17 protein-coding genes and 1 tRNA gene are annotated in these 21,259 nt (G+C 40.2%); 7 read left to right on the top strand and 11 right to left on the bottom strand.

The features are described from left to right. Positions 1-51 precede the first annotated feature (51 nt). Positions 52-177 (top strand): hypothetical protein, encoded by a 126-nt coding sequence (locus tag ACE1ET_RS16395; RefSeq protein WP_375729504.1) that lies wholly within the window; start codon positions 52-54, stop codon positions 175-177. A gap of 146 nt (positions 178-323) precedes the next feature. On the opposite strand, the gene ACE1ET_RS16390 is transcribed toward ACE1ET_RS16395, so the two are convergent. The 7 genes from ACE1ET_RS16390 to pelA all read right to left on the bottom strand — a co-directional run bounded on the left by ACE1ET_RS16390 (position 324) and on the right by pelA (position 6,073). Next, the gene (locus ACE1ET_RS16390) at positions 324-1,484 is read right to left on the bottom strand and encodes a helix-turn-helix domain-containing protein (RefSeq protein ID WP_375729503.1); all 1,161 of its coding nucleotides are present in this window, start codon (positions 1,482-1,484) and stop codon (positions 324-326) included. Positions 1,485-1,628: 144 nt separating this feature from the next. Continuing rightward, the gene (locus ACE1ET_RS16385; protein WP_375729502.1) at positions 1,629-2,102 is read right to left on the bottom strand and encodes a DUF7010 family protein; all 474 of its coding nucleotides are present in this window, start codon (positions 2,100-2,102) and stop codon (positions 1,629-1,631) included. A 136-nt stretch (positions 2,103-2,238) separates the two neighbouring features. Then, on the bottom strand, positions 2,239-2,685 hold the full coding sequence (locus tag ACE1ET_RS16380; protein WP_375729501.1) for a DUF1330 domain-containing protein: 447 nt from the start codon (positions 2,683-2,685) through the stop codon (positions 2,239-2,241). Between the two features lie 283 nt (positions 2,686-2,968). Beyond that, positions 2,969-3,598, bottom strand: a complete 630-nt coding sequence (locus ACE1ET_RS16375; protein ID WP_375729500.1) for an NAD(P)H-dependent oxidoreductase — start codon at positions 3,596-3,598, stop codon at positions 2,969-2,971. A 13-nt stretch (positions 3,599-3,611) separates the two neighbouring features. Then, positions 3,612-4,337, bottom strand: a complete 726-nt coding sequence (locus ACE1ET_RS16370; protein ID WP_375729499.1) for a GNAT family N-acetyltransferase — start codon at positions 4,335-4,337, stop codon at positions 3,612-3,614. A 1-nt stretch (position 4,338) separates the two neighbouring features. Further along, entirely contained in the window at positions 4,339-4,788 is a 450-nt protein-coding gene (locus ACE1ET_RS16365; protein WP_375729498.1) for a DMT family transporter, read from the bottom strand. A 190-nt stretch (positions 4,789-4,978) separates the two neighbouring features. Beyond that, entirely contained in the window at positions 4,979-6,073 is a 1,095-nt protein-coding gene (pelA, locus tag ACE1ET_RS16360) for a pectate lyase (protein WP_375729497.1), read from the bottom strand. Between the two features lie 123 nt (positions 6,074-6,196). Between pelA and fabD the strand changes: the two genes are divergently transcribed. The 5 genes from fabD to ACE1ET_RS16335 all read left to right on the top strand — a co-directional run bounded on the left by fabD (position 6,197) and on the right by ACE1ET_RS16335 (position 13,857). Further along, positions 6,197-7,078 (top strand): ACP S-malonyltransferase, encoded by an 882-nt coding sequence (gene fabD / locus ACE1ET_RS16355; RefSeq protein ID WP_375729496.1) that lies wholly within the window; start codon positions 6,197-6,199, stop codon positions 7,076-7,078. Positions 7,079-7,223: 145 nt separating this feature from the next. After that, the gene (locus tag ACE1ET_RS16350; RefSeq protein ID WP_375729495.1) at positions 7,224-8,057 is read left to right on the top strand and encodes an aldo/keto reductase; all 834 of its coding nucleotides are present in this window, start codon (positions 7,224-7,226) and stop codon (positions 8,055-8,057) included. A gap of 235 nt (positions 8,058-8,292) precedes the next feature. Further along, complete coding sequence (gene lepA / locus ACE1ET_RS16345; RefSeq protein WP_375729494.1) at positions 8,293-10,080, top strand: translation elongation factor 4; 1,788 nt, start codon at positions 8,293-8,295, stop codon at positions 10,078-10,080. A gap of 129 nt (positions 10,081-10,209) precedes the next feature. Continuing rightward, the gene (locus ACE1ET_RS16340) at positions 10,210-11,520 is read left to right on the top strand and encodes a sodium:proton antiporter (protein ID WP_375729493.1); all 1,311 of its coding nucleotides are present in this window, start codon (positions 10,210-10,212) and stop codon (positions 11,518-11,520) included. A 216-nt stretch (positions 11,521-11,736) separates the two neighbouring features. Continuing rightward, the gene (locus tag ACE1ET_RS16335) at positions 11,737-13,857 is read left to right on the top strand and encodes a peptidylprolyl isomerase (RefSeq protein WP_375729492.1); all 2,121 of its coding nucleotides are present in this window, start codon (positions 11,737-11,739) and stop codon (positions 13,855-13,857) included. 57 nt (positions 13,858-13,914) lie between these two features. Here ACE1ET_RS16335 and ACE1ET_RS16330 read toward each other — a convergent pair. Both ACE1ET_RS16330 and ACE1ET_RS16325 read right to left on the bottom strand, forming a co-directional pair. Next, positions 13,915-13,987 (bottom strand) — tRNA-Lys (locus tag ACE1ET_RS16330). 59 nt (positions 13,988-14,046) lie between these two features. Beyond that, positions 14,047-16,413, bottom strand: coding sequence for a beta-L-arabinofuranosidase domain-containing protein (locus tag ACE1ET_RS16325; protein WP_375729491.1), 2,367 nt, complete (start codon positions 16,411-16,413; stop codon positions 14,047-14,049). Positions 16,414-16,678: 265 nt separating this feature from the next. On the opposite strand from ACE1ET_RS16325, the gene ACE1ET_RS16320 reads away from it, so the two are divergent. Continuing rightward, complete coding sequence (locus ACE1ET_RS16320; protein ID WP_375729490.1) at positions 16,679-17,479, top strand: HAD-IIA family hydrolase; 801 nt, start codon at positions 16,679-16,681, stop codon at positions 17,477-17,479. Here the strand turns inward: ACE1ET_RS16320 and ACE1ET_RS16315 are convergent. Together ACE1ET_RS16315 and ACE1ET_RS16310 are read right to left on the bottom strand one after the other, a co-directional pair. After that, a complete protein-coding gene (locus ACE1ET_RS16315) occupies positions 17,451-19,595 on the bottom strand; it encodes a pectate lyase family protein (RefSeq protein ID WP_375729489.1) in 2,145 nt (714 codons plus the stop codon). The genes ACE1ET_RS16320 and ACE1ET_RS16315 overlap by 29 nt on opposite strands. Before the next feature lie 26 nt (positions 19,596-19,621). After that, positions 19,622-21,235, bottom strand: a complete 1,614-nt coding sequence (locus ACE1ET_RS16310) for an alpha-L-fucosidase (RefSeq protein ID WP_375729488.1) — start codon at positions 21,233-21,235, stop codon at positions 19,622-19,624. Between the last annotated feature and the right edge of the window lie 24 nt (positions 21,236-21,259).

Here is a 21,259-nt window from a genome sequence, read left to right as displayed (position 1 = left end):
CCTATTCTTTATCTGACAGGCTATTTAATGAAATAGTTAAATTTTGAAGCAATGAAAATTCCTGACAAAAATGCCGCTTATACCTTACCACATCACAATAAGCTGGTTTTTCAGAAAAAAATTATCCCAAACCCCAATTTTATTGTGGGGGATTATACATACAATGATGATTTTTAAGACACACACAATTTTGAAAAGAACGTAAAATATCATTTTGATTTTTTTGGCAAAAAACTGATAAACAGGACGTTTTGCGTGACATGTCTTCAAAATTTCCTGCTCCGGTGTATTGAAGAGAAAAACAGGTAAAAGACAGTAAATATCTAGATAGTCGGGCTAACCATTTTTTGCTTGCGGTATTCGCTTGGGGTCAGACCTGTAAACTTTTTAAATGCGGTATTGAAGGATGATTTTGAATTAAAGCCACAATCCATTGCAATTCCCAGTAAAGAGTATGAGTCGGATTTTGGATCATCCAAACGTGATTTAATTTCTTCGATCCGGTGCCGGTTAATAAAATCGAAAAATGATTCACCATAAACCCGGCTGATTAATTCTGACAACTGATAAGGTTGAATGTTGATTTTTGAACTTAGTTCAGCTAAGGAGATATCATTTTCAATGTAGGCTTTATCCTTTTCTATAACCGTTGTCAGTAGTTTTGAATATTTCTTTATCTGATCATCGTTTAAAATAAATACGCTTCTCCCCTTCCCTTTTGAAACGGATGTGTTATCATCAGGATAGCCTTTGCTATCCATTGTATCTAACAGCTGAATATTTTTAGTCCGCCAGGTGGAATATGCAAGCGCATAAATGATAATTCCCACAAAGAATCCGATAATGTTGTTTGAAACCGAAAAACTGTAGGAAAATTTATAACCGAGCATAAATGAAATCAATGCTACCAGCAACACAAACAGGAAAAAATAAAGGATCTTTTTTGCCTGTGACAGAGAGATCTTTTCAATATCAGAAAAGTTGTTTTTAATTTTTTTCTGATGATCTTTTACCAAAACCAGACTTATAACAACATAAATAGTAATGTAAAAGACCCGACCCAGTTGCATAATCAAAGCTTCTAATGGAACTTCGTTATTCAAAAAAATGTATTCAGCAAACTGAATCTTTTCTTCCCCGCTCTTCACATAAAGAGGTATAAACGAAATGATATAGATGAAGAACGGGATGGCGTGAAACAGATAAAACCGTGGTAGCTTATTTTTTGTAAGCACAAAGATATATACGTACAATAAAGGACCGTAAAGCAAAAACAAAGGATCAATAACATTAATAAGATGGGGAAAGGTTTTGTAATAACCTGTCATACCATAGATCCCACCTAAAAGGCTGATGGAAAGCACTAATGTTAATGATCCAAGAACTATGGATTTGGTGTCTTTGGGCTTATTGTGTGCGATTAAATAAGTTAAGAATATGCCCTGTAAGGCAGCCGCAAAGTTTAATAACACCAATATTTGCATTTGTTATAAAGGTTAATCCGGACTTATAAAAACTAACATAGTATGTGAGGAAATGTTTAATATAAAACATTGTACCACTAATTATTAATTGAAAAATATTTGTATTAGAATTCATACGTTTTGACCGCAAAATAATATGCGCCACTATTCATCTGCCATTTCATAACTTTTCTTCCGGTTCAACAGGATAAAAATTGTAACCAGATAAATCAGAACAATTGAGAAAGGAATAGCAATAAACCGATATCCGGGTAGCAAGTACCACAAAACAAGAATAATGACTGTTCTGACAACAACATGAAAAATTCCGATCCAGTGTTGAATGATCCACGAAAAGGGAAGCCACATTAGCCCGGTCAAAATTCCAATGGTCATAGGTAATGAAGTGTAATCGACAAGAAAAAAGGGAATGGCAATGGAGTACACAAGAACCGATTGAAAAACACTGTACATAAAGAGTCTGTCAAATTCATTTTTGGGTTTCTGCTTGTCCAGAAAATTTTCGCCGGTAAACTTTGAAATAATCAGAGCAAGGTAAACAATGCTTCCGGTGGCAATAAATAATACCCAAACAGCTATGGATGGAGGAAAGAAGATTGCGGCAAGCCCTGAGGTCAACCAAGCTGTTAATCAGGCCAGCGGTGTTGCTAAAAATTTTCGTTTTGAAAATTCCTTTCGTTGTTCTTCGAGTGTTCTTTTGAGTTGTTTCATTTTCTTTTTGATAACCTTCTGAAGGTTAAACGCTTTGGAAAATTTATTGTTGAAAAATTAATTTTCCAGATTCTTTCGATTCCGCAACAGGGAGCAATCGTGAATCTTCCAATGCCGCTGTCCGGTGACCTATTCCCTTTTGATAATCTTTGTGTGATTCGAAATTCAGAAATCTTTCCACGTTTTTTTGTTTAATCAACATCACAAGGTCCCATCGTTCACCGCTGGGGCCAATCAGATATTTTCCTCCTTCTCCCAAAAACATAATTTCGCCACCTGATTCTTTTAAAAACGGCAAGGTATGGTCAATGTACAACTGATAAGCTTCTTTACCGCTGATTGGCTTCTCCGGTTCTAACTCAGGAGAGGCTGAATAATCAGCCGTCTCACGAAAACGAAGCAGGTTAAGCATTACAACCGGACCTTTTATTCCTCTTAAAACAAAGTCACGCCCCGCTTCCTGCGATGGTGCTATATATATTTCTTTCATCTTCTGTTATGTGTGTGTTAGCTATTTTCTGAGGCAACCCTCAACATAAACCTGAATATTTTCATTCTGTGTGATTTAAACTTTGCCCTACATCAGTAATATTCTGAAAGAAGTCTTTACTACGTATATAATTCATTTATTCAGGAAAAAATAATGCTGTAAAACTAAACATGGTCTGATAAACAAATGTTCGGAATTATAATTCCGAACAAAAATTGATCAATTTTTACTTTTAATCGCGATGTCTCCCAACATCTTTATAACAGAGATCTTAAGTAAAATTTTAAATCTCCATGAAAAGTGCTTCCAAAGGCTTCCGCACTTTTGCCTGTTTTTGTGATCTGTCATCATTATGTCTGTATCCAACCGTAGCAATGACGCAGGCATTTAATCCTTTCTGATCCAGACCAAGAATTGTGTTGTACTTATCCGGCTCAAACCCTTCCATCGGACAGGCATCGATCCCCAGTTCGGCACATGCCATTAACAGGTTTGCCAATGCAATATATGGTTGACGCTCAAGCCAGTTTGTCTTTTCAATATCGGTTTTTTCATTGAGTTTGGATACGATAAAATCTCCATAGCCTCTTATCTTTTCAATATCAATATTCCTTATTTCCGATGTCAGATGGATATGTGTTTCAATATCGGATGGTTCAACTTTTGAATAGTTGCAAAAGACAAACAAATGAGATGCATCTGTAATCTGGTTCTGATTCCACGACACCGGTTTCAGTTTTTGCCTTAACGCTTTATCTTCAATAATGAGTACTTTATATAGTTGTAATCCATACGAGGAAACAGACAGCTGAATTGCTTTTTTAAGTTTTGCAATTTCTGATGATCCCACTTTTTTGTCAGGATCAAACTTTTTGGTAGCATATCGCCATTCCATGTTTTTTAGTAATTCCATAACGCAAATGTTTTTATATGTTATAATTGTACATTTTAAATTGGGTTAAAAATCCCAGTTTCTCATACATTGCACGGGCCATCTCTGAGGCCTGAAGGGTGACATATTTAAAGCCTTGATCATAAGACTGGTCAAGGATATGGTTCATAATTTCTTCGGCATAGCCTTTTCTTCTCATTTCAGGAATGATGCCCAAAGAATGTATCCCTGTTACCTCCTTCGTATGGCTGAAAACCATGCATGTTCCAACGGGTTGATTATTGTTGTAAGCCAGGAAATAATCAATATCTTTTGAGCTCAGCAAAAGTAGAATGTAGCTTATGTCATAGTTAAATGCCTTTTTGAACAAATCAGACCATAATACAGCCTGACTCTTATTCGCTACTTTTTCCAGTTTTATGGATTTTGTTGTTTCGAAAGGCCTATCGACTTTCAGGGACATGCCAATTTGTTCTGAGGTTCTGATGAAACCATGTTTTTCGAATAATTCCAAAGCATTATTTTCGAAGATGTCCCAGTATGCAATTTTTAGATTCACGCGGGAACCTGATATCAAAGCTTTTGCTTCCTGAAGATTTGTATCATTCACCTCACCATGAAACCATAATCTGTTTGGCCATTCAGAATAGTTTATTCCGCAATAGCTAAATCCTTTTTTCTGATAAAAAGCATTAGCCCTCTCTCCGACAATCTGCCAAAGACTTGTCAGGTTTTCAATATTTTCTCTTATTAAATTCATTTTATTTATTGTTTAGTAATACTATTCCAATAACCATTGCACATAACCCGACAATCCTCTTAATATCAAGAGGTTCTTCAGGGAGCCCGAACCAGGCAAAATGTCCGGCCAGAGAAGAAAAGAGAATTTGTCCGACCAGACCGGTGGAGATCATAGTAGAAATTCCAAGTTTGGGAATCGTATAATAATACAGACTGATCCCTAACACACTAAAAAGTGCACCGCTAAACCACAGGTAAAAGGGTATGGCTTTGACCTGCTGTATAGACGGAATTTGCTTTATACTAAAAAGTACAAGCAAAAAAGCAAACAGCGTACTGAAAAGGTATGCTACCAGAGACGCCAGCAACGGACTTTTTAGCAAGGATCCTAGTTGTGCATTTAATCCTCCCTGAACGGATAGAAATATCCCTCCTGTTAACGCAAAAAGTATGATTGTAAAATGATTCATAGCCATATCTTTTATATCAGCAATTTTAAACTGACCATTAAAATTCTTCACAAAACTACGTCGGCAGGAAGCTTTGAATCGACAGGTTTAAGGAAATCGAACGTATGGATTTGGAAAGTCGGACGAATCAACTTGCATTAGTTGTACAAAAAGAAGATTATTGAAAGAAAACTGATATGTAAAAACTATTTTATTCCGTCCATGCCTTGTATGCCTCAAGGACTTTTTCAGGCCAAAAGCCGTACCAGTCGTAACCGATACGGCGGTCGAATGAAATTTCGCTGAGACTGTAAACGACTGTACCATCGCGCAGACAGAGAAATGGTTTTCCGTTTGTTAGATCGTAATACCTGGCCCAAACAGGTTTGGCGTTCTTATCCGGGACAAACTCACGATCAAAATCCACCGTTGTTTCATGATAAGGCCGTTCCGGAATTTCTATGGTGGCATAGCGGTATCCTGTAATTTTTGCCTTTTTGAACCACTTTACGGCAGATTCAACCGCATCTTTGGTAGCCTGATCCGGATCTTTAATCCGCATTAGAAACAGGACAATATCACTGCTTTCACGGGCCGTGATAGATGGCAGTTCGTAACTTCTGCCCTGAACCGGTTCATACGTTACCGGATCATGCTGCTGACACCAGGCCGTTTTTGTGCCATCCAGTTTTATCTGGCAATTCAGGATCACCTTAAGTCCTTTACCATACGCTTCGAGCAAAGAATCACGAAGGGCATTGCCAATCCATGAATAAATATCGCGTTCCTCTTTTACATCCAGCAAGAGGTTCATGATGCCGGTCATCACATCATCGTTAAAGGTTATGGCATCGGCATCCCAGCCCCGCCAGCCACCTTTGGGATATTGTGTGTTCAGAATATAATGCAACCCTTTTTCTGCTCCTGTTTTGTATTTATCATTGCCTGAATAGTGATAAACACTTGCCAGGTACTCAATTTGCGGGAAGGTATTCCGGTTGTCATACGTGCTTTCACGATAATGATCCGATAAGGCATTGATCACGGAATCTCTGTCCAGCTTTGCCAGCCAGTCGATATTTTTGGGCCAACCTCCGTCTTTATTCTGATAACGCAATAAATTATCCGCAATACCTATAACATCAGCGGAGTCATAGCGTTCCTGTGTTCTGATTTCGCTATAAAGATTCCAGTGATGAATGCCATCTTCAAACTTTGAAAGATCGATATATGGGAGTGATTTTTCTTGCTTTCCGGCACATCCGATCAGAAAAATGACCGATAAGAATAGTAGTGGCTTAAACATGCAACATTGATAAATTGGTTGAAGGTATAAAGATAGTAAATGACGATAAAAAGGTAAATGTCATGTATTTATTTCTACCATAAAGTTTTTATATCTTTGCGGCGCAAATTAAAATTATAGACAATGAAAGCATTTGTATTTCCGGGACAGGGTGCCCAGTTTGTAGGAATGGGAAAAGACCTGTACGACAATTACGAAATTGCAAAAGAGTTATTCGAAAAAGCCAACGATATTCTGGGCTTCCGAATCACCGATCTGATGTTTGAAGGAACCATGGATGACCTGAAACAAACAAAGGTTACCCAGCCGGCTATCTTTTTACACTCAACGATTCTGGCGAAAGTAATGGGAGAAAAATTCATACCTGAAATGGTTGCCGGTCACTCTTTGGGCGAATTTTCTGCCCTGGTGTCTGCCGGAGCCCTGACATTTGAAGACGGATTGACCCTGGTTTCGAAACGTGCCATGGCCATGCAGAAAGCCTGCGAAGTTGAACCGTCAACCATGGCAGCCATTGTTGGAATGGATGATGAAACAGTGGAAGCTGTTTGCGAAACAACCGAAGGTATTGTGGTCGCTGCCAACTACAACTGTCCTGGTCAGCTGGTGATTTCCGGCTCTGTAGAAGCCGTTAATGCTGCCTGCGAAACCCTGAAAGAAAAAGGTGCCAAACGCGCTTTGGTCTTACCGGTTGGAGGTGCCTTCCATTCACCACTAATGGAACCTGCCCGTGAAGAACTGGCCGAAGCCATTAAAACAACAACAATAAATGCCCCGGTTTGTCCGATTTATCAGAATGTGGATGCCAAACCGCAGACTGATCCTTCGGTGATAAAAGAAAACCTGATTGCACAGTTGACAGGTGCTGTAAAATGGACACAGACCGTTCAGAATATGATTGCCGACGGTGCCACTTCCTTTACAGAGGTTGGTCCGGGTAAAGTATTGCAGGGACTGGTTAAAAAAGTTGACCGCGAAATGGAAACTGCCAGCGCAGAAATCTGAAACATTTAAAAGATATATGTAAAAGCCGTTCCGTTGGGATCGGCTTTTTTTGTAGCTTTGTTAACCTTTGAACAAACTGGGACCTGACTCATTATAAAATCAGGTTGTCTTATATCATAAATCTTTAATCTTAAGTCTTAAAAATATGAACATTACAGATTTAGCAGGAACAGTAACATTGAATAACGGAGTAGAAATGCCCTATCTGGGACTTGGCGTTTATCTGACCAAAGACGGAGAGGAAGTTGAAACGGCTGTATTGTCAGCTCTTGAAGCAGGTTACAGGCATATTGATACCGCTTCGTTTTACCATAATGAAGCCGGCGTAGGAAATGCACTAGCTAAGTCTGATGTTGACCGTAAAGATATTTTTATCACCACTAAAGTCTGGAACTCAGATCAGGGTTATGAAAAAACGTTGAAAGCGTTTGAAGTTAGTCTGAAAAAACTGCAAATGGATTTCCTGGATTTGTATTTGGTACACTGGCCGGTTAAAGGGAAATTTACAGATACGTGGAGGGCATTTGAAAAGCTATATAAGGAAGGTTTAATTCGTGCCATCGGGGTCAGCAATTTTCATGAAGTGCATTTAACAGAATTATTAAAAATGGCCGAGGTCATTCCTGCAGTGAACCAGGTGGAATTTCATCCGTATCTTGTTCAGCAATCGTTGGTGGATTTCTGCAAATCAAAAGGCATACAGCACGAAGCCTGGAGTCCGCTGATGCAGGGAGGTGTTCTGGATGTGATGCTGTTAAACGAAATCGGTAAAAAATACGGTAAGTCTCCTGTGCAGGTAACCCTGCGTTGGAACCTTCAACGTGGCACAGTAACGATTCCAAAATCTGTGCACCCCGAAAGGATCAGACAAAATGTGGATATTTTTGATTTTGAACTCAGCGAAGAAGAAATGAGGGCTATTAATGCGCTTGACCGTAACCAGCGTGTTGGGCCCGATCCGGAAAATTTTAATTTTTAATCCGTATTGTTCTGGTTTTAGGAGGCTAAACTTTTCCAAAGTTTTGAACTTTGGAAAAGCTTACAAAAACATTCCATCTTATTTTATATGCAGACGCGTAGAAACAGCGTTTAAAATTTTAACGAATGCACGGTTGGGATGATATACAGGAGTGAGCTCAAAACCTTGACGCTACTGCATTCATAAATTGTGATTTATATATATATTTGCAATCCAAAACAGGAAAATAATTTTAATGGATCATATACGTAACTTTTGCATCATTGCACACATCGACCATGGGAAAAGTACCCTGGCCGACAGGTTACTTGAACGAACACATACTGTAACAGGAAAAGCTTTGCAGGAACAGGTTCTTGACAGTATGGATTTGGAGAGAGAGAGGGGCATCACCATTAAAAGTCATGCCATCCAGATGGATTATGAGCTGGAAGGTAAAAAATATAAACTGAACCTTATTGATACTCCGGGACACGTGGATTTTTCGTACGAAGTATCGCGGTCAATCGCTGCCTGCGAAGGTGCGTTGCTGATCATTGATGCCACACAGGGTATCCAGGCTCAGACCATATCAAACTTGTACCTGGCCCTGGAACACGACCTGGAAATCATTCCGGTGATGAATAAAATGGATCTGCCCAATGCCATGCCCGAGGAGGTGGAAGAAGAAATTGTTGAACTGCTTGGCGTGGATCCTGAGGATATAATCCGGGCAAGTGGTAAAACAGGGCAAGGTGTGGATGAGATACTGGAAGCTATTGTGCATCGTATTAAACCTCCCTTGGGTGATCCCGAAGCACCGCTACAGGCCTTGATTTTCGACTCTGTATTTAACTCTTTCAGAGGCATCATTGCCTATTTTAAAATTGTGAACGGAGAGATTAAGACAGGTGATCTGGTGAAGTTTGTCAATACCGGCAAGGAATATTATGCCGATGAGATAGGTGTGTTAAGGCTTTCCATGCAACCCCGCGATGTACTTAGAACAGGTGATGTGGGCTATATCATTTCCGGGATTAAAACATCACGCGAGGTAAAAGTGGGCGATACCATTACCCATGTAAAAAGAAAATGTGATAAGGCCATTTCCGGTTTCGAAGAAGTAAAACCCATGGTATTTGCGGGTGTTTACCCTATTGATTCTGATGATTACGAGGATCTGCGGGCAGCAGTGGAAAAGCTGCAGCTGAATGATGCATCTCTTACGTTTGAGCCGGAATCTTCTGCAGCGCTTGGTTTTGGCTTCCGTTGCGGATTTCTCGGACTGCTTCACATGGAGATCATACAGGAGCGTCTGGACCGGGAATACGATATGAACGTGATTACTACGGTACCGAACGTATTGTACAAGGTTTATACCAAGCAGGGCGAAGCAAAGGATGTTTACACCCCAAGTGAACTGCCGGATCCAACACATATCGAACGCATTGAAGAACCATTTATCAGGGCAACCATACTAACACATCCCGATTATTTTGGCCAGATTATGACGCTTTGCCTGAATAAAAGGGCTGAGCTGAAAAAACAGGACTTTCATACAGCACACCGCGTGGAACTTCAGTTTGATATGCCGTTGGGAGAGATCGTATTTGATTTCTACGACAAACTGAAAAGTGTTTCCAAAGGATATGCCTCATTCGATTATTACACCATAGGATATAAACCTTCGAAACTCATTAAGCTTGATATCCTGCTGAATGGTGAATCGGTGGATGCCTTATCTGCACTGCTTCATGTGGATAATGCCTATAATATGGGACGGAGAATGTGTGAGAAGCTAAAGGAACTGATTCCAAGACAACAGTTTGATATAGCCATTCAGGCTGCTATCGGGTCAAAAATTATTGCCCGGGAAACAGTAAAGGCAGTAAGGAAGGATGTGACCGCTAAATGTTACGGAGGCGATATCACCCGTAAACGCAAGTTGCTTGAAAAACAGAAAAAGGGAAAGAAAAAGATGAAACAGATCGGAAACGTAGAAGTGCCGCAGAAAGCTTTCCTGGCTGTTTTAAAACTCGACTAAATTATTGGATTAGTCAATATTGTTTCTGAAAATCAGATATATCTACCAGTAATTTTTGCTGTACGGTATTTAATAATTTTATATTTTAGGCTCAGTTATAAAGAATCTAATAATCTAAAAAATCTATCTATGGAACATGGAGTTATCGAAAGTATGCCACTGTGGTTGTCAATCCCTTTTGTGGTCATGCTTCTTTTTATCGCAATTGGTCCCTTACTCTTTGAACACTGGTGGGAGCAGAATAAAAATAAACTGATCGTTTCGCTGGCATTGGGAATCCCGGTTGTAATACTAATGGCGTCAAGAGGTTTGTTGCTTAATGTTGAACATCAGATTCTTTTTGATTACGTTCCTTTTATTGTTTTGCTTGGAGCGTTGTTTGTGATAACCGGAGGAATTCATCTTGAAGGTGATATAGAGGCAAAACCTTCTATTAATACATTATTTCTTGCGATTGGAGGTATTCTTGCATCTTTTATGGGAACAACCGGGGCTGCAATGTTGCTCATCAGGCCAATCATCAAAACCAATATTGAAAGAAAATATAAAGTTCATACAATATTATTTTTTATAGCGATTGTCGCTAATGCCGGCGGTATGCTAACACCACTTGGAGACCCACCATTGTTTTTGCTTTATTTAAGGGGAGCACCGTTCCAGTGGTTCTTTAGTCTTGCGCCACAATGGGCTTTTGTTGTAGCTGTTCTGCTGGTTATTTACTATTTTACGGACAGATATTACCACAAAAAAGAAACTCCAAAGGCAATAAAAGAGGACCACGAACATATTGAGCCGATTAAATTGAAAGGAAATATAAATTTTCTGTTCTTATTGGGCGTAATTCTTTCTGTTGCCTTATTAAACGAACATTACATTCATAAAATACACGAAAACCATTACCATGGATTTATCCGGGAAGGAGTTATTTTGTTAATGGCAGTTTTGTCGTTGATATTTACAGACAAAAAAATGCGTTACGAATCCAATAAATTCACCTGGGCCCCGATTCTTGAGGTCGCATTTCTGTTTCTCGGTATTTTTATTACAATGGTACCAGCATTAATGTATCTGGAACAAAATGCTCAATCCTTTGGACTGACGAAGTCGTATCAGTTTTATTATGCGACAGGGATATTAAGCTCATTTCTTGATAATGCTCCAACTGCCGTTTCGTTCCACAACCTTGCATTAGGTTTAGTTGGTGATCCGAATGCGCCCGGCCTTGTCGCACATATATCAGAAGTAATGTTGAAAGCAATTAGTTTGGGTGCTGTATTTTTTGGCGCTATGACATACATCGGTAATGGACCAAACTTTATGGTTAAAGCAATTGCTGAAGAAAATAAAATTGAGATGCCAAGTTTCTTTGGGTATATTTTGAAATTTTCTTTAGTTGTACTGTTGCCGGTTTATGTCGTGACACAACTTATATTTTTATAGATTAGGAAATACATATTCTCATCCTTTGGCCAGCTTGTTCAGTTGAAGTATTTAAAGGGCGTTCAGAAGACTTTTGAACCTTGCCAAATACTAAAAAATGCCTTACAGCAGAAACAGTAATAAAAAAAAGGTTGATAATATGTTAATTCACTAAAATTTGTATCTTCGTACCCTTGTTTAAAAAACCCATTTGTATAATAAAAATAAGAACATTAAATGGCTACTTTAGAAAAGATCAGAAATAGGGCAGTGTTGTTGATTGTGGTGATTGGCGTTGCCATGGCCGCATTTATTTTGGGCGATCTCTTTAAGTCAAGATCAACTTTCTTTGGTCAATCACAACGCGAGGTTGCCGACATTAACGGTCACGCGGTGATGATCGATGAATTACAGAATAAAATTCAGGAACTGACTGAAATCTACAAGCAAAGTCAGCAGACCCAGTCGCTTGATCAGCAAACTGTTGATATGATCCACGATCAGGTTTGGAACAACATTCAGAGAGAGTACATCATGGGCGATGAGTATAATGAATTGGGCCTCGCAGTTTCAGAAGATGAATTGTTCGACCTGGTTCAGGGTGATCACTTATCTCCTATTGTCAGACAATTGTTTGGAAACCGTCAGACAGGTCAGGTTAATAAGTCTGCCGTACTGAATTTTCTGAAACAAAAGGAGAATGACCCGGCTGCAAAAGCATACTGGCTATACTGGGAAAAAGAAATTGTAAGTCAGAGGTTATTTGAAAAATACAACACACTTATCGCAAAAGGTTTGTACGCTAACTCCAAGGAAGCTGAATTCGTAACAGAAAACAGCAAGAAGTCAAAGAACATTGAATTCTTCTCTAAACCTTTTACTTCTGTTAAGGATTCAACATTAAAAGTATCTGATTCTGAAATTGAAACGTACTATAGTGCTCACAAGGATGACTATAAGCAGGATGCTTCAAGAAAGATCGAATATGTTGAATTTGACATTAAAGCATCTGATAAGGATGATGCAGATGTAAAGGAATGGGCGGAAAAAGCTGCTACGGAAATTAAGTCTATTAACGATCAGGAAGAAATTGCCCGATATGTAAATCTTAACTCAGACAGTCGCTTCGTAGATCGTTATCAGGATAAGGATGCAGTTGATGCCCGTTTGAAGGATTTCGTGGATGAAAGCAAACCAGGAGCTGTTTACGGCCCTTATAAAGACAATGCTTCTGATGCATATGTTGTAGTAAAATTAGTTGACGAGGCAATGCGTCCGGATTCAATTGAAGCCAAACATATTTTGATTCAGGAAGCTACAGCAGAACGCACACAGGAACTGGCAGACAGTATTTATACAGTTTTAAAGAATAACAAAAGTAAATTTACTGAGCTGGCAGAACAATTTTCCAAGGATCAGGGAAGCGCTAAAAAAGGCGGTGAACTTGGATGGTTCCAGGATGGAATGATGGTTCCGGGCTTTAATGAAGCGTGTGTGAATGCAAAAGTTGGTGAAATAGTTGAAGCTAAATCAACTTATGGAACTCACATCATTTTGGTTCAGGACAAGAGCAAAAATGTGGATAAAGTATTACTAGCCACACTTTCGAGAAATGTTGAACCATCAACAGATACTTACCGTGATGTTTATAGCGAAGCAAGTAAATTTCTTGGCGAAAACAATACGTACGAAAAATTTGAAAAAGCTGTAAAAGAGGATCCTTCAATTGCGAAGATTCATCATACTGCAGCTACAGTAAAATCAAGTGATAAAAAAGTGAACAACATGGATAACAGTCGTGAGCTGATTCGCTGGGCGTTCAATGATGCAGAGCTTGGAAAACTGTCTGATGTACAGGAACTGGGCGACAGGTTCGTGATTGCTGTTGTGACGGAAATTCGTGACAAAGGCATTCAGCCGGTTGAAGAAGTAGAAGGTTCTATTCGCGCGGAACTGTTAAAAGATAAGCAGGCAGAATACCTTATTAAGGAAATCAATGCTGCTAAAGCCGAAAGTCAGACCCTTTCATCGCTGGCTCAAAAAGAAGGAGCTGAAATTAAATCAGCATCAAATATTACCTTTGGTTCTTACTATATTCAGGGAGCTAACGGATATGTTCCTTCACTGATAGGAGCTGTTGTGAAAGCGCCTGTAAACGAAATTTCTGAACCCGTTAAAGGTGATAATGCAGTTTATGTTTTCCGTGTGGTCAGTGAAGAAGAAAATAAAAGTGTTCCTACATTGGATCAGGAAAAACAACAGCTTGCCCAGGGGTATGTTTACCGTGCAAATTACCAGACATTCAATGCGCTTAAGGATAAAGCCGAGATTGACGACAGAAGGGTTAAGTTCTATTAGAAAGAAATGTAAACACAATATAAAAGCCATCCGTCAGCTGACGGATGGCTTTTTTTGTCGGTCTGCAGGGAATCGAACCCTGGACCCGCTGATTAAGAGTCAGCTGCTCTGCCAGCTGAGCTACAGACCGGTTAGATCGTTGAATTTAATTGCCTGTATACAAAAACAAAACCGGATCAAAAGAGTAATCTATTTATTCAGCAACCTGACTTCATAAACTCCTCCGGCTACCGAACCTTCCTTTGCCTCAAACTTAACAGTAAATGTACCCGAAGTGTTTATCGCTACGTCCTCAGGAATATCATAGTCTACCGTATAAAAGTCATTTCCTCTCCTGCCTCTTAAATTCACTTCTGCAATCACCTTATCGTTAGCCAGGATATTGAAATTCCGGCCACGGTCAGCGCTGAAATACATCACACGTAGTTTTACGGGTACCCTATCAGGATTTCTTAATTCATAACTGAACCATCCCTGTGCATCGCGCCAGTGTTTGCCGGCATTGACTCCGGCATTGGATCGCTCAAATTTTATAAAATGATCCGATTCCGGCTGCTGTTCTCCTGGATAGATCAGATCAACAGTGTTGCGTTCCAGTTCCTGTTCGGCTGCTTCTTTAGCGGCGATCTCAGCTTTAATTTCCTTTACAGCATCTTCCGTTTCACTTTGCCAGTAGATAATATAGCGTGAATCGTGCAGCCTGTAAAACGGCATTAACGTCAGGTTGTTGTAATCTCCTGAATAGAGATCGTCGAGGGTAAATGTTAGTGCTTCGCCCTTTACCGGCTTGACTTTTGCGGCAATCTGATCCGGTTCGCTTACAATAATCGGCATTTCCTGCAACGGAATTTTTTCTCCTGATGCAATATGTCCTCCGCGGCTGGCATCGGCATAGAGTCCCGGCATATTATCTGTTGTTGTTTTGGCCGCTAACACTACCGGCCCGTGAAGAATAGAAAAATAATGTTCGCCATCAGGAATTTGCTCCACTGTTGTATGCATCGGAAGGGAGACACTTATGTTGTCACCATCTTTCCATTTTCGGTATATGGTTACATATTCTCCGGGCTGATCCGGAATTTCAACCGGTTCCCCATTCACGGAAACGGTCATCCCCCCTTTTGTGATCCATTCCGGATACCGGATATGTATTCCAAATTTTGATTTCTTTTTTAAACCAAGCGTTAATTCTGTCTTTTCCTTATCCGGAAATGCTGTGTTCTGGGTAATTTTAATGCCTTTCTTCTTCCAGTCAAGTGTAGATGGAATAAACAGGTTTACATACAGATCATCACCGTCATGGGCATAGATCAGCTCACCGTATTTGGTATGGTTTTCGAGACCTGAACCAACACAACACCAGAAGCTGGTTTCGGGCTGAGAATATACCCTGTAGTGCCCCGGACGCATGGGTGTAAAATATACGAACCCTCCTCTATCCGGTTCCTCTGTTGACAGGATATGATTATACAATGCCCGCTCATAATAATCCATGTATTTAACGTCCGGATCGGACAGAAACAACATTTTAGTCAACTTGAGCATGTTATAGGTATTACAAGTTTCAGGACCCTGCTCGCTATTGATCATTCCTGAAAAATCATCCACCGGATTGAAATGTTCTCGTACACTGTTCCCTCCAATTGTGACAGTCCGGTTATCCACGACGGTTTCCCAGAAGAAACGGGCAGCATCGGCCCATGTTGTATCCCCATCGTATTCAGCAATACGTTTAAACCCTATTACTTTTGGAATCTGCGTATTGGCGTGCATTCCGGTCAGTTTGTCTTCGTGCTGAAGCAAGGGATTAAGCACATAATGATGGGAGAATTGTTTGGCAAGAGTCAGATATTTCTCATTTCCTGTAATAAAAGCCACATCTGCAAACACTTCATTCAATCCGCCATGCTCACTTCGCAGCATATCCTGTATCTGATCCTCAGACAAGTTTGATACCAGTTTGATAGCCCAGTCTGTCAGTTTTATCAACATCTCCTTAGCCTCTTCACTTCCGCCAAAAAGATATGCATCACGCAATCCGGCATAAATTTTATGAATATTATACAAAGGCACCCATTTTTTATTCAGGCTGAAAGCACCTGCATCAATATGTCCTTCGGCAATTTCCTTCCACATTGCACGTCCTCCCGGAACACCACCCAGGTAGCCATCGTCATGATTATCCTGACACCGTTTCAGTTCACTGAGCATATAATCCATTCTCTCTTTCATACGCTGATCGCCGGTTGCAGCATACATCATTGCAAGAGCTGAAAGATAATGGCCTCCAATATGTCCATCCAATCCTGTATTCTCCCAGTTTGGGTAATTTTCTGCCTTGGGTTCCAGACCGGCTTCCTTCAGATAAGGCGCAAGCAATCGATCAGGATCAAGCGCCAGAATATATTCCAAATCCTTCATTTCTGCATGCTTAAAAGGACTTTCAAGCAGACGTACCGAGTTTAACGGGAAAAGTTCCAGTTGTTCTTTGACCTGTGCAGTCAAAAATGCCGGGATCAGGCAAATAATAACTATTATACTTTTTAAGGTTTTCATGCTTAATGTGTTTATTCTCCGGGAAATTGCAATATTACAAATTAAACTAATATTTTTTTAAAAGCATTGACCAGCCTCCGGATAGATTCAGATTCCAGCTTCTACTATTACAAAATAAACCAATCCTGCATAAAAAACATTTCATTTAATCTAATTCTGATAATACAGAATTAAAAAACGAACAGAAATAAGTGATAACATAAAGAAAGGTTGTAATTTAACGCCTGAAAAAAAGTGCTTAGAAAGCATAAAAAACAGTGTATTGATGACAAAAAAAGCAATGGTTGAAAATATCCGCAACAAATCCGGATTTATCTGTGACATGGATGGTGTGATATATCATGGTAACAAAATTCTGGACGGGGTAAAAGAATTTGTTGGCTGGCTTAAGGAGGAGAATAAGAAATTTGTATTCCTCACAAATTCCAGCGAACGTACCATTAAAGAATTACAGGGGAAGCTGTCGCGAATGGGACTCGATGTGGGGCCCGAACATTTTTACACCAGCGCCCTGGCCACTGCTACTTTTCTGCAGAATCAAAAGCCAAATGGCAGCGCCTATATCATTGGCGAAGCCGGATTGATCAATGCACTTTACAACGCCGGCTATTCCAGCAACAACATCGATCCGGATTACGTGGTGATGGGGGAAGCGCGGTCCTACAGCTACGAAGTCATCGAAAAAGCAGTTAACCTGGTTAACAAAGGGGCTAAACTGGTTGGAACCAATCCTGACCTGACCGGTCCAATTGAAAACGGCATCGCTCCTGCCACAAAAGCATTGATTTCTCCCATTGAACTGGCTACAGGCAAACAGGCCTATTTTGTAGGTAAGCCTAATCCACTAATGATGCGCATCGCCCTGAAAAAGTTGGGTATTCAACGTGAAGATACCATTATTATAGGCGACCGTATGGATACTGATATTGTAGCCGGGATAGAAGCAGAAATTGACACCTGTCTGGTGCTTTCAGGCATATCAACCACAGAAACCATCAAGGAATTTGCCTATCGTCCACACTATGTTTTAAAGGGTGTCAACGAGATTGTAAAAGATTATATGTAGAGGAAGGTATCGGATCTTTAATAAAAATCTTCCGGGTGGCAATGCTCCCATCTTCATAGTACAACGCAATAATATTTATTCCTGAAACGGGTTTGAGATGCTCTTTCCCATCAATTGAATAATAGATCACTTTAACAACCTTCTGGTCCGGCACAATTGTGTGAACCTGATCATTCGTCACGTTATCAGCATATACAAAAATGTTACTGACAGATGCACCCAGTATTGATCCATAGGTGATCAGGTCTGAACTTTTATCCGCAATAAACCTGACAAATACGGAATCTTTGCGATTGGCATCATCAGGCAAATAAAACTCCTTGTCGTACCACACAGAATCTTCTTCAAGATTAAATTCACCAACCTTAAAATAAGTTATACCATCTGTTGAATACTCCACATTCTGAGTAAAATAATAAGCCGAGTATCCTGACATTCCGGCTGCAATCCTTATATTTTTGTAATGACTGGCATCAAACTTTATTCTGAAATAATACTGCCCTGCAGATGATTTGCCTTTACGGATCATTGCTGCATTCCGACCTAACCATAGATAGTCTTCTGAAAATAACTTCCAACTAAATATTGACCCATCATTCTGTAAAAGAACAAATGATGCATTCTGATTTTCCTCCGACTCATAAAAGTCTGCATTACGCACATATTCTCCATCCTTGTAGAAATCCCATCCCACGATATAGTTAGCCTGATTAAACCAGGCATTAACGATGATATCCTCATTCATCGTAACCGTAATAGCTGTATCATTATAATTGTCGTTCCAGTGGTCAAAATCTGAAACAGGATTGGAAGATGCCATTAAAGTCACCACTGTCCCTTTGGGATATAAACGTTCTCCTTCCACAAGATTACCCTCAGGAAATACGGTTATTAATCCGGGATCAACACCATCCGGAATTACTACTTGCAGCTTAAAATATTCATAATTGACTTTTATATTAACGGTTTTACTGGCAGCCTTATAGTTGTCATCTTCAGGGAAAGTTACTGTAATGGTATTAAATCCTTCCGGCAATTGCGATCCAATGGGATGACTGTATACGGGTGAACCTGTATTTCCATTGGCAGTTGCATTAAGCCGGGTTTCATCCAAAGGCGTACCAAAAATAATGGGATCAAGGTCATTCCAGTTTATTATCGTTTCTTTCTTTTGACTGGGCTGAACAGTATCCCTGTTTTCATTTCCGGCTTTTTCAATAACCTCCCTTCTTGCATCTTCGGCACTTACAGTGGTATAATTATAACTCGGTGTAAAAACATCATCCGTACCCTCATAAACAGTACCTTCGCAGCTATCATAAATATTGCCTTGGCTTCGGGCCTCGCCGCCTTCAACGGTTAGCGGGTCTCTTACGCCCTCAAAATAATTGTACTCCGATAATATCTGGGCTTCGAGAGCAGCACGGTTTGCATAGTTATTTCCTGCACAACTTAAATAGTTATTGTAAACATGTACCCGCCCAAAACGCACCCGTGGCATACGCGAAGTACATCCCGTATCCCACCAGTTGTGATGCATTGTAACATGTAATTTCCCCCGGTCGGTAATATTGCTGTCATCGGCACCAATTAAATTTACAAACTTATGAAAGGTAACCTTGTCATAATAGAACCGGCAATATGAAATCGTCACAAAATCAGACTCAACCGTAACATCAATACACCCATCCGCACAATCGTAAACCGTACAATTGGTTACATATACATATCGTGCTTCCCGTATTGTGATGCCATCATTTGCCGGATTGGTTATGTTAAGGTTTTTTATAACCACATCGTGAGTTCCACCACTGATATTAATATCACCAATAATTGTTGAGGTTGAATCCAGACCTGAAATTGTTTTATAACTTCTCACTCTAACCTCCGAACCAACATCAATTGTGTCCTTAATCAGAAGAACATAAGGCGTGGATGAGCCAGCCAGAGATTTTAAATCGTTTGCATTATCTACGATGATAGTATCTCCACCTGCACCTCCGGGATTTTCACCATATCCGTCACCCTCAGCCAGAAGCGGAATACCGTAAGCAGTCAACAGGAGGATAAACAGTAAAAATTTAGTATGTGGCAGGGTGCGGTACGAATTCTTCATGAATTTAATTTTTTGAAATTCTGTCTTCAATATATTTTTAGCACACACGGCATGTCAGCCAGATCATTTTGGGACAGTTGAACATTCAGGCCATTCTCATCGAAACGAAAAGAGTTAACTGAGCCGCCTACCAGTTCCACATTCTTCATTTTATCATTGAAATGCGGACCATTAACAGCTAAAGATTTAATACGTATCTGATTGCTTTCCGGTTGATCCATAACAACAGCATATAACACATCTCCCTTTTTTGTGAACCGGATATCTTCAGATGAATATGCGGCTCCTCTACCTTCATTAAATCCCTGATCTTTGATCGGGTTGGCACTATCAGCTTTGGGTCCTTCACCGTAAACGGCCCATGGCCGTGTTCCGTAAATACATTCACTGTTTGTATCCATCCACTCTGTAATGCCTTTAACAACTGCAAGTTCCTTTTCATCAATTGAACCATCACCCCGAACAGGAATATTCAACAAAAGATTCCCGTTTTTACTGACAATATCCACCAACATCTGGATGACAGTTTTTGCTGATTTATATCCGCTTCTTTCATACAAACTGCGGTCATAATGCCATCCACCAATACAGGTACAGGTTTGCCATGCTTTGTCCTGAATGGCATCCGGTGCACCACGTTCCACATCCCAGACCAGGCATTCTTTCTGGTCATCTGTCAATATTTTTCCAAAGAGAACGGCCTCCAGTTTTCCATCGTGATCAGCCATGTTTTTATTGTAATAATGAGCCGCTAATTCCAGCCCAACATTACTGACAGGCCATAGGGGCAAGCCGGTGTCATCAAAATAAATAAGATCGGGCTCAAAGGTATTGATCATGTCTACAGTCCGGTTGTAAAAATTAAGGCAGTATTCTTCGGAAGGAGGAGTCGCTCCATTTCCCCATGCCCACTGACTACCGATTGAGCCGGGATCTTCACTGTTTTTGCTTAAGGGGTGATTTTGGGCATATAAATTCTGAGGATCCAGACCTTCCCACCAGGTACCTTTTCCATCTTCTTTCGTCAGTGTTCCGTCATAAGGCACGCCTGCCAGATCTCCTGTTTTATCTGATTGCTGAGCTGTTTCGTACCAACGCCATGCATGTGCTGAATGAATACTGACACCAAATGGCAAATTGTTAGCTTTGGCTGCTTTCGCCCATCCGGCAAGAATATCCTTATGCGGACCAACATTTACAGAATTCCATTCCTGGTATTTGCTGCCCCATAAATCGAGGTTATCGTGATGATTCCCCATGGCAAAGAAATACTTTGCACCGGCCCGCTTATACAATGCAACCAGTTTCTCAGGATCCCATTTATCCGCCTTCCAATCATGAATTACATCCTTAAATCCAAATTCCGAAGGATGACCGTAATGTTCCAGGTGATAATTGTATTGCCAGTGCCCCTGAACATACATATGACGCCCGTACCAGTCGCCGGCTTCCGGCTGACATTGAGGTCCCCAATGTGCCCATATACCAAATTTAGCATCCCTGAACCATTCCGGAACCTCGTATTGTTTCAACGATTCCCAGGTTGGTTCAAAAATGCCGGTCTGCATTTTTTCTTTTTTATTTGATGTGCACGAAAAAACGATCAGTGCAACAAACGTGATTAGCAAGGATTTCTTCATGGTGAAATTAATTGTTGCAGTAAT

The sequence above is a fragment of the Quyinboa mangrovi genome, assembly GCF_042219825.1.
Classification (GTDB): domain Bacteria; phylum Bacteroidota; class Bacteroidia; order Bacteroidales; family UBA5342; genus JBHJHP01.
The sequence above is the reverse complement of the archived record's forward strand: the minus strand, read 5'-3'. Positions and strand labels throughout refer to the sequence as shown.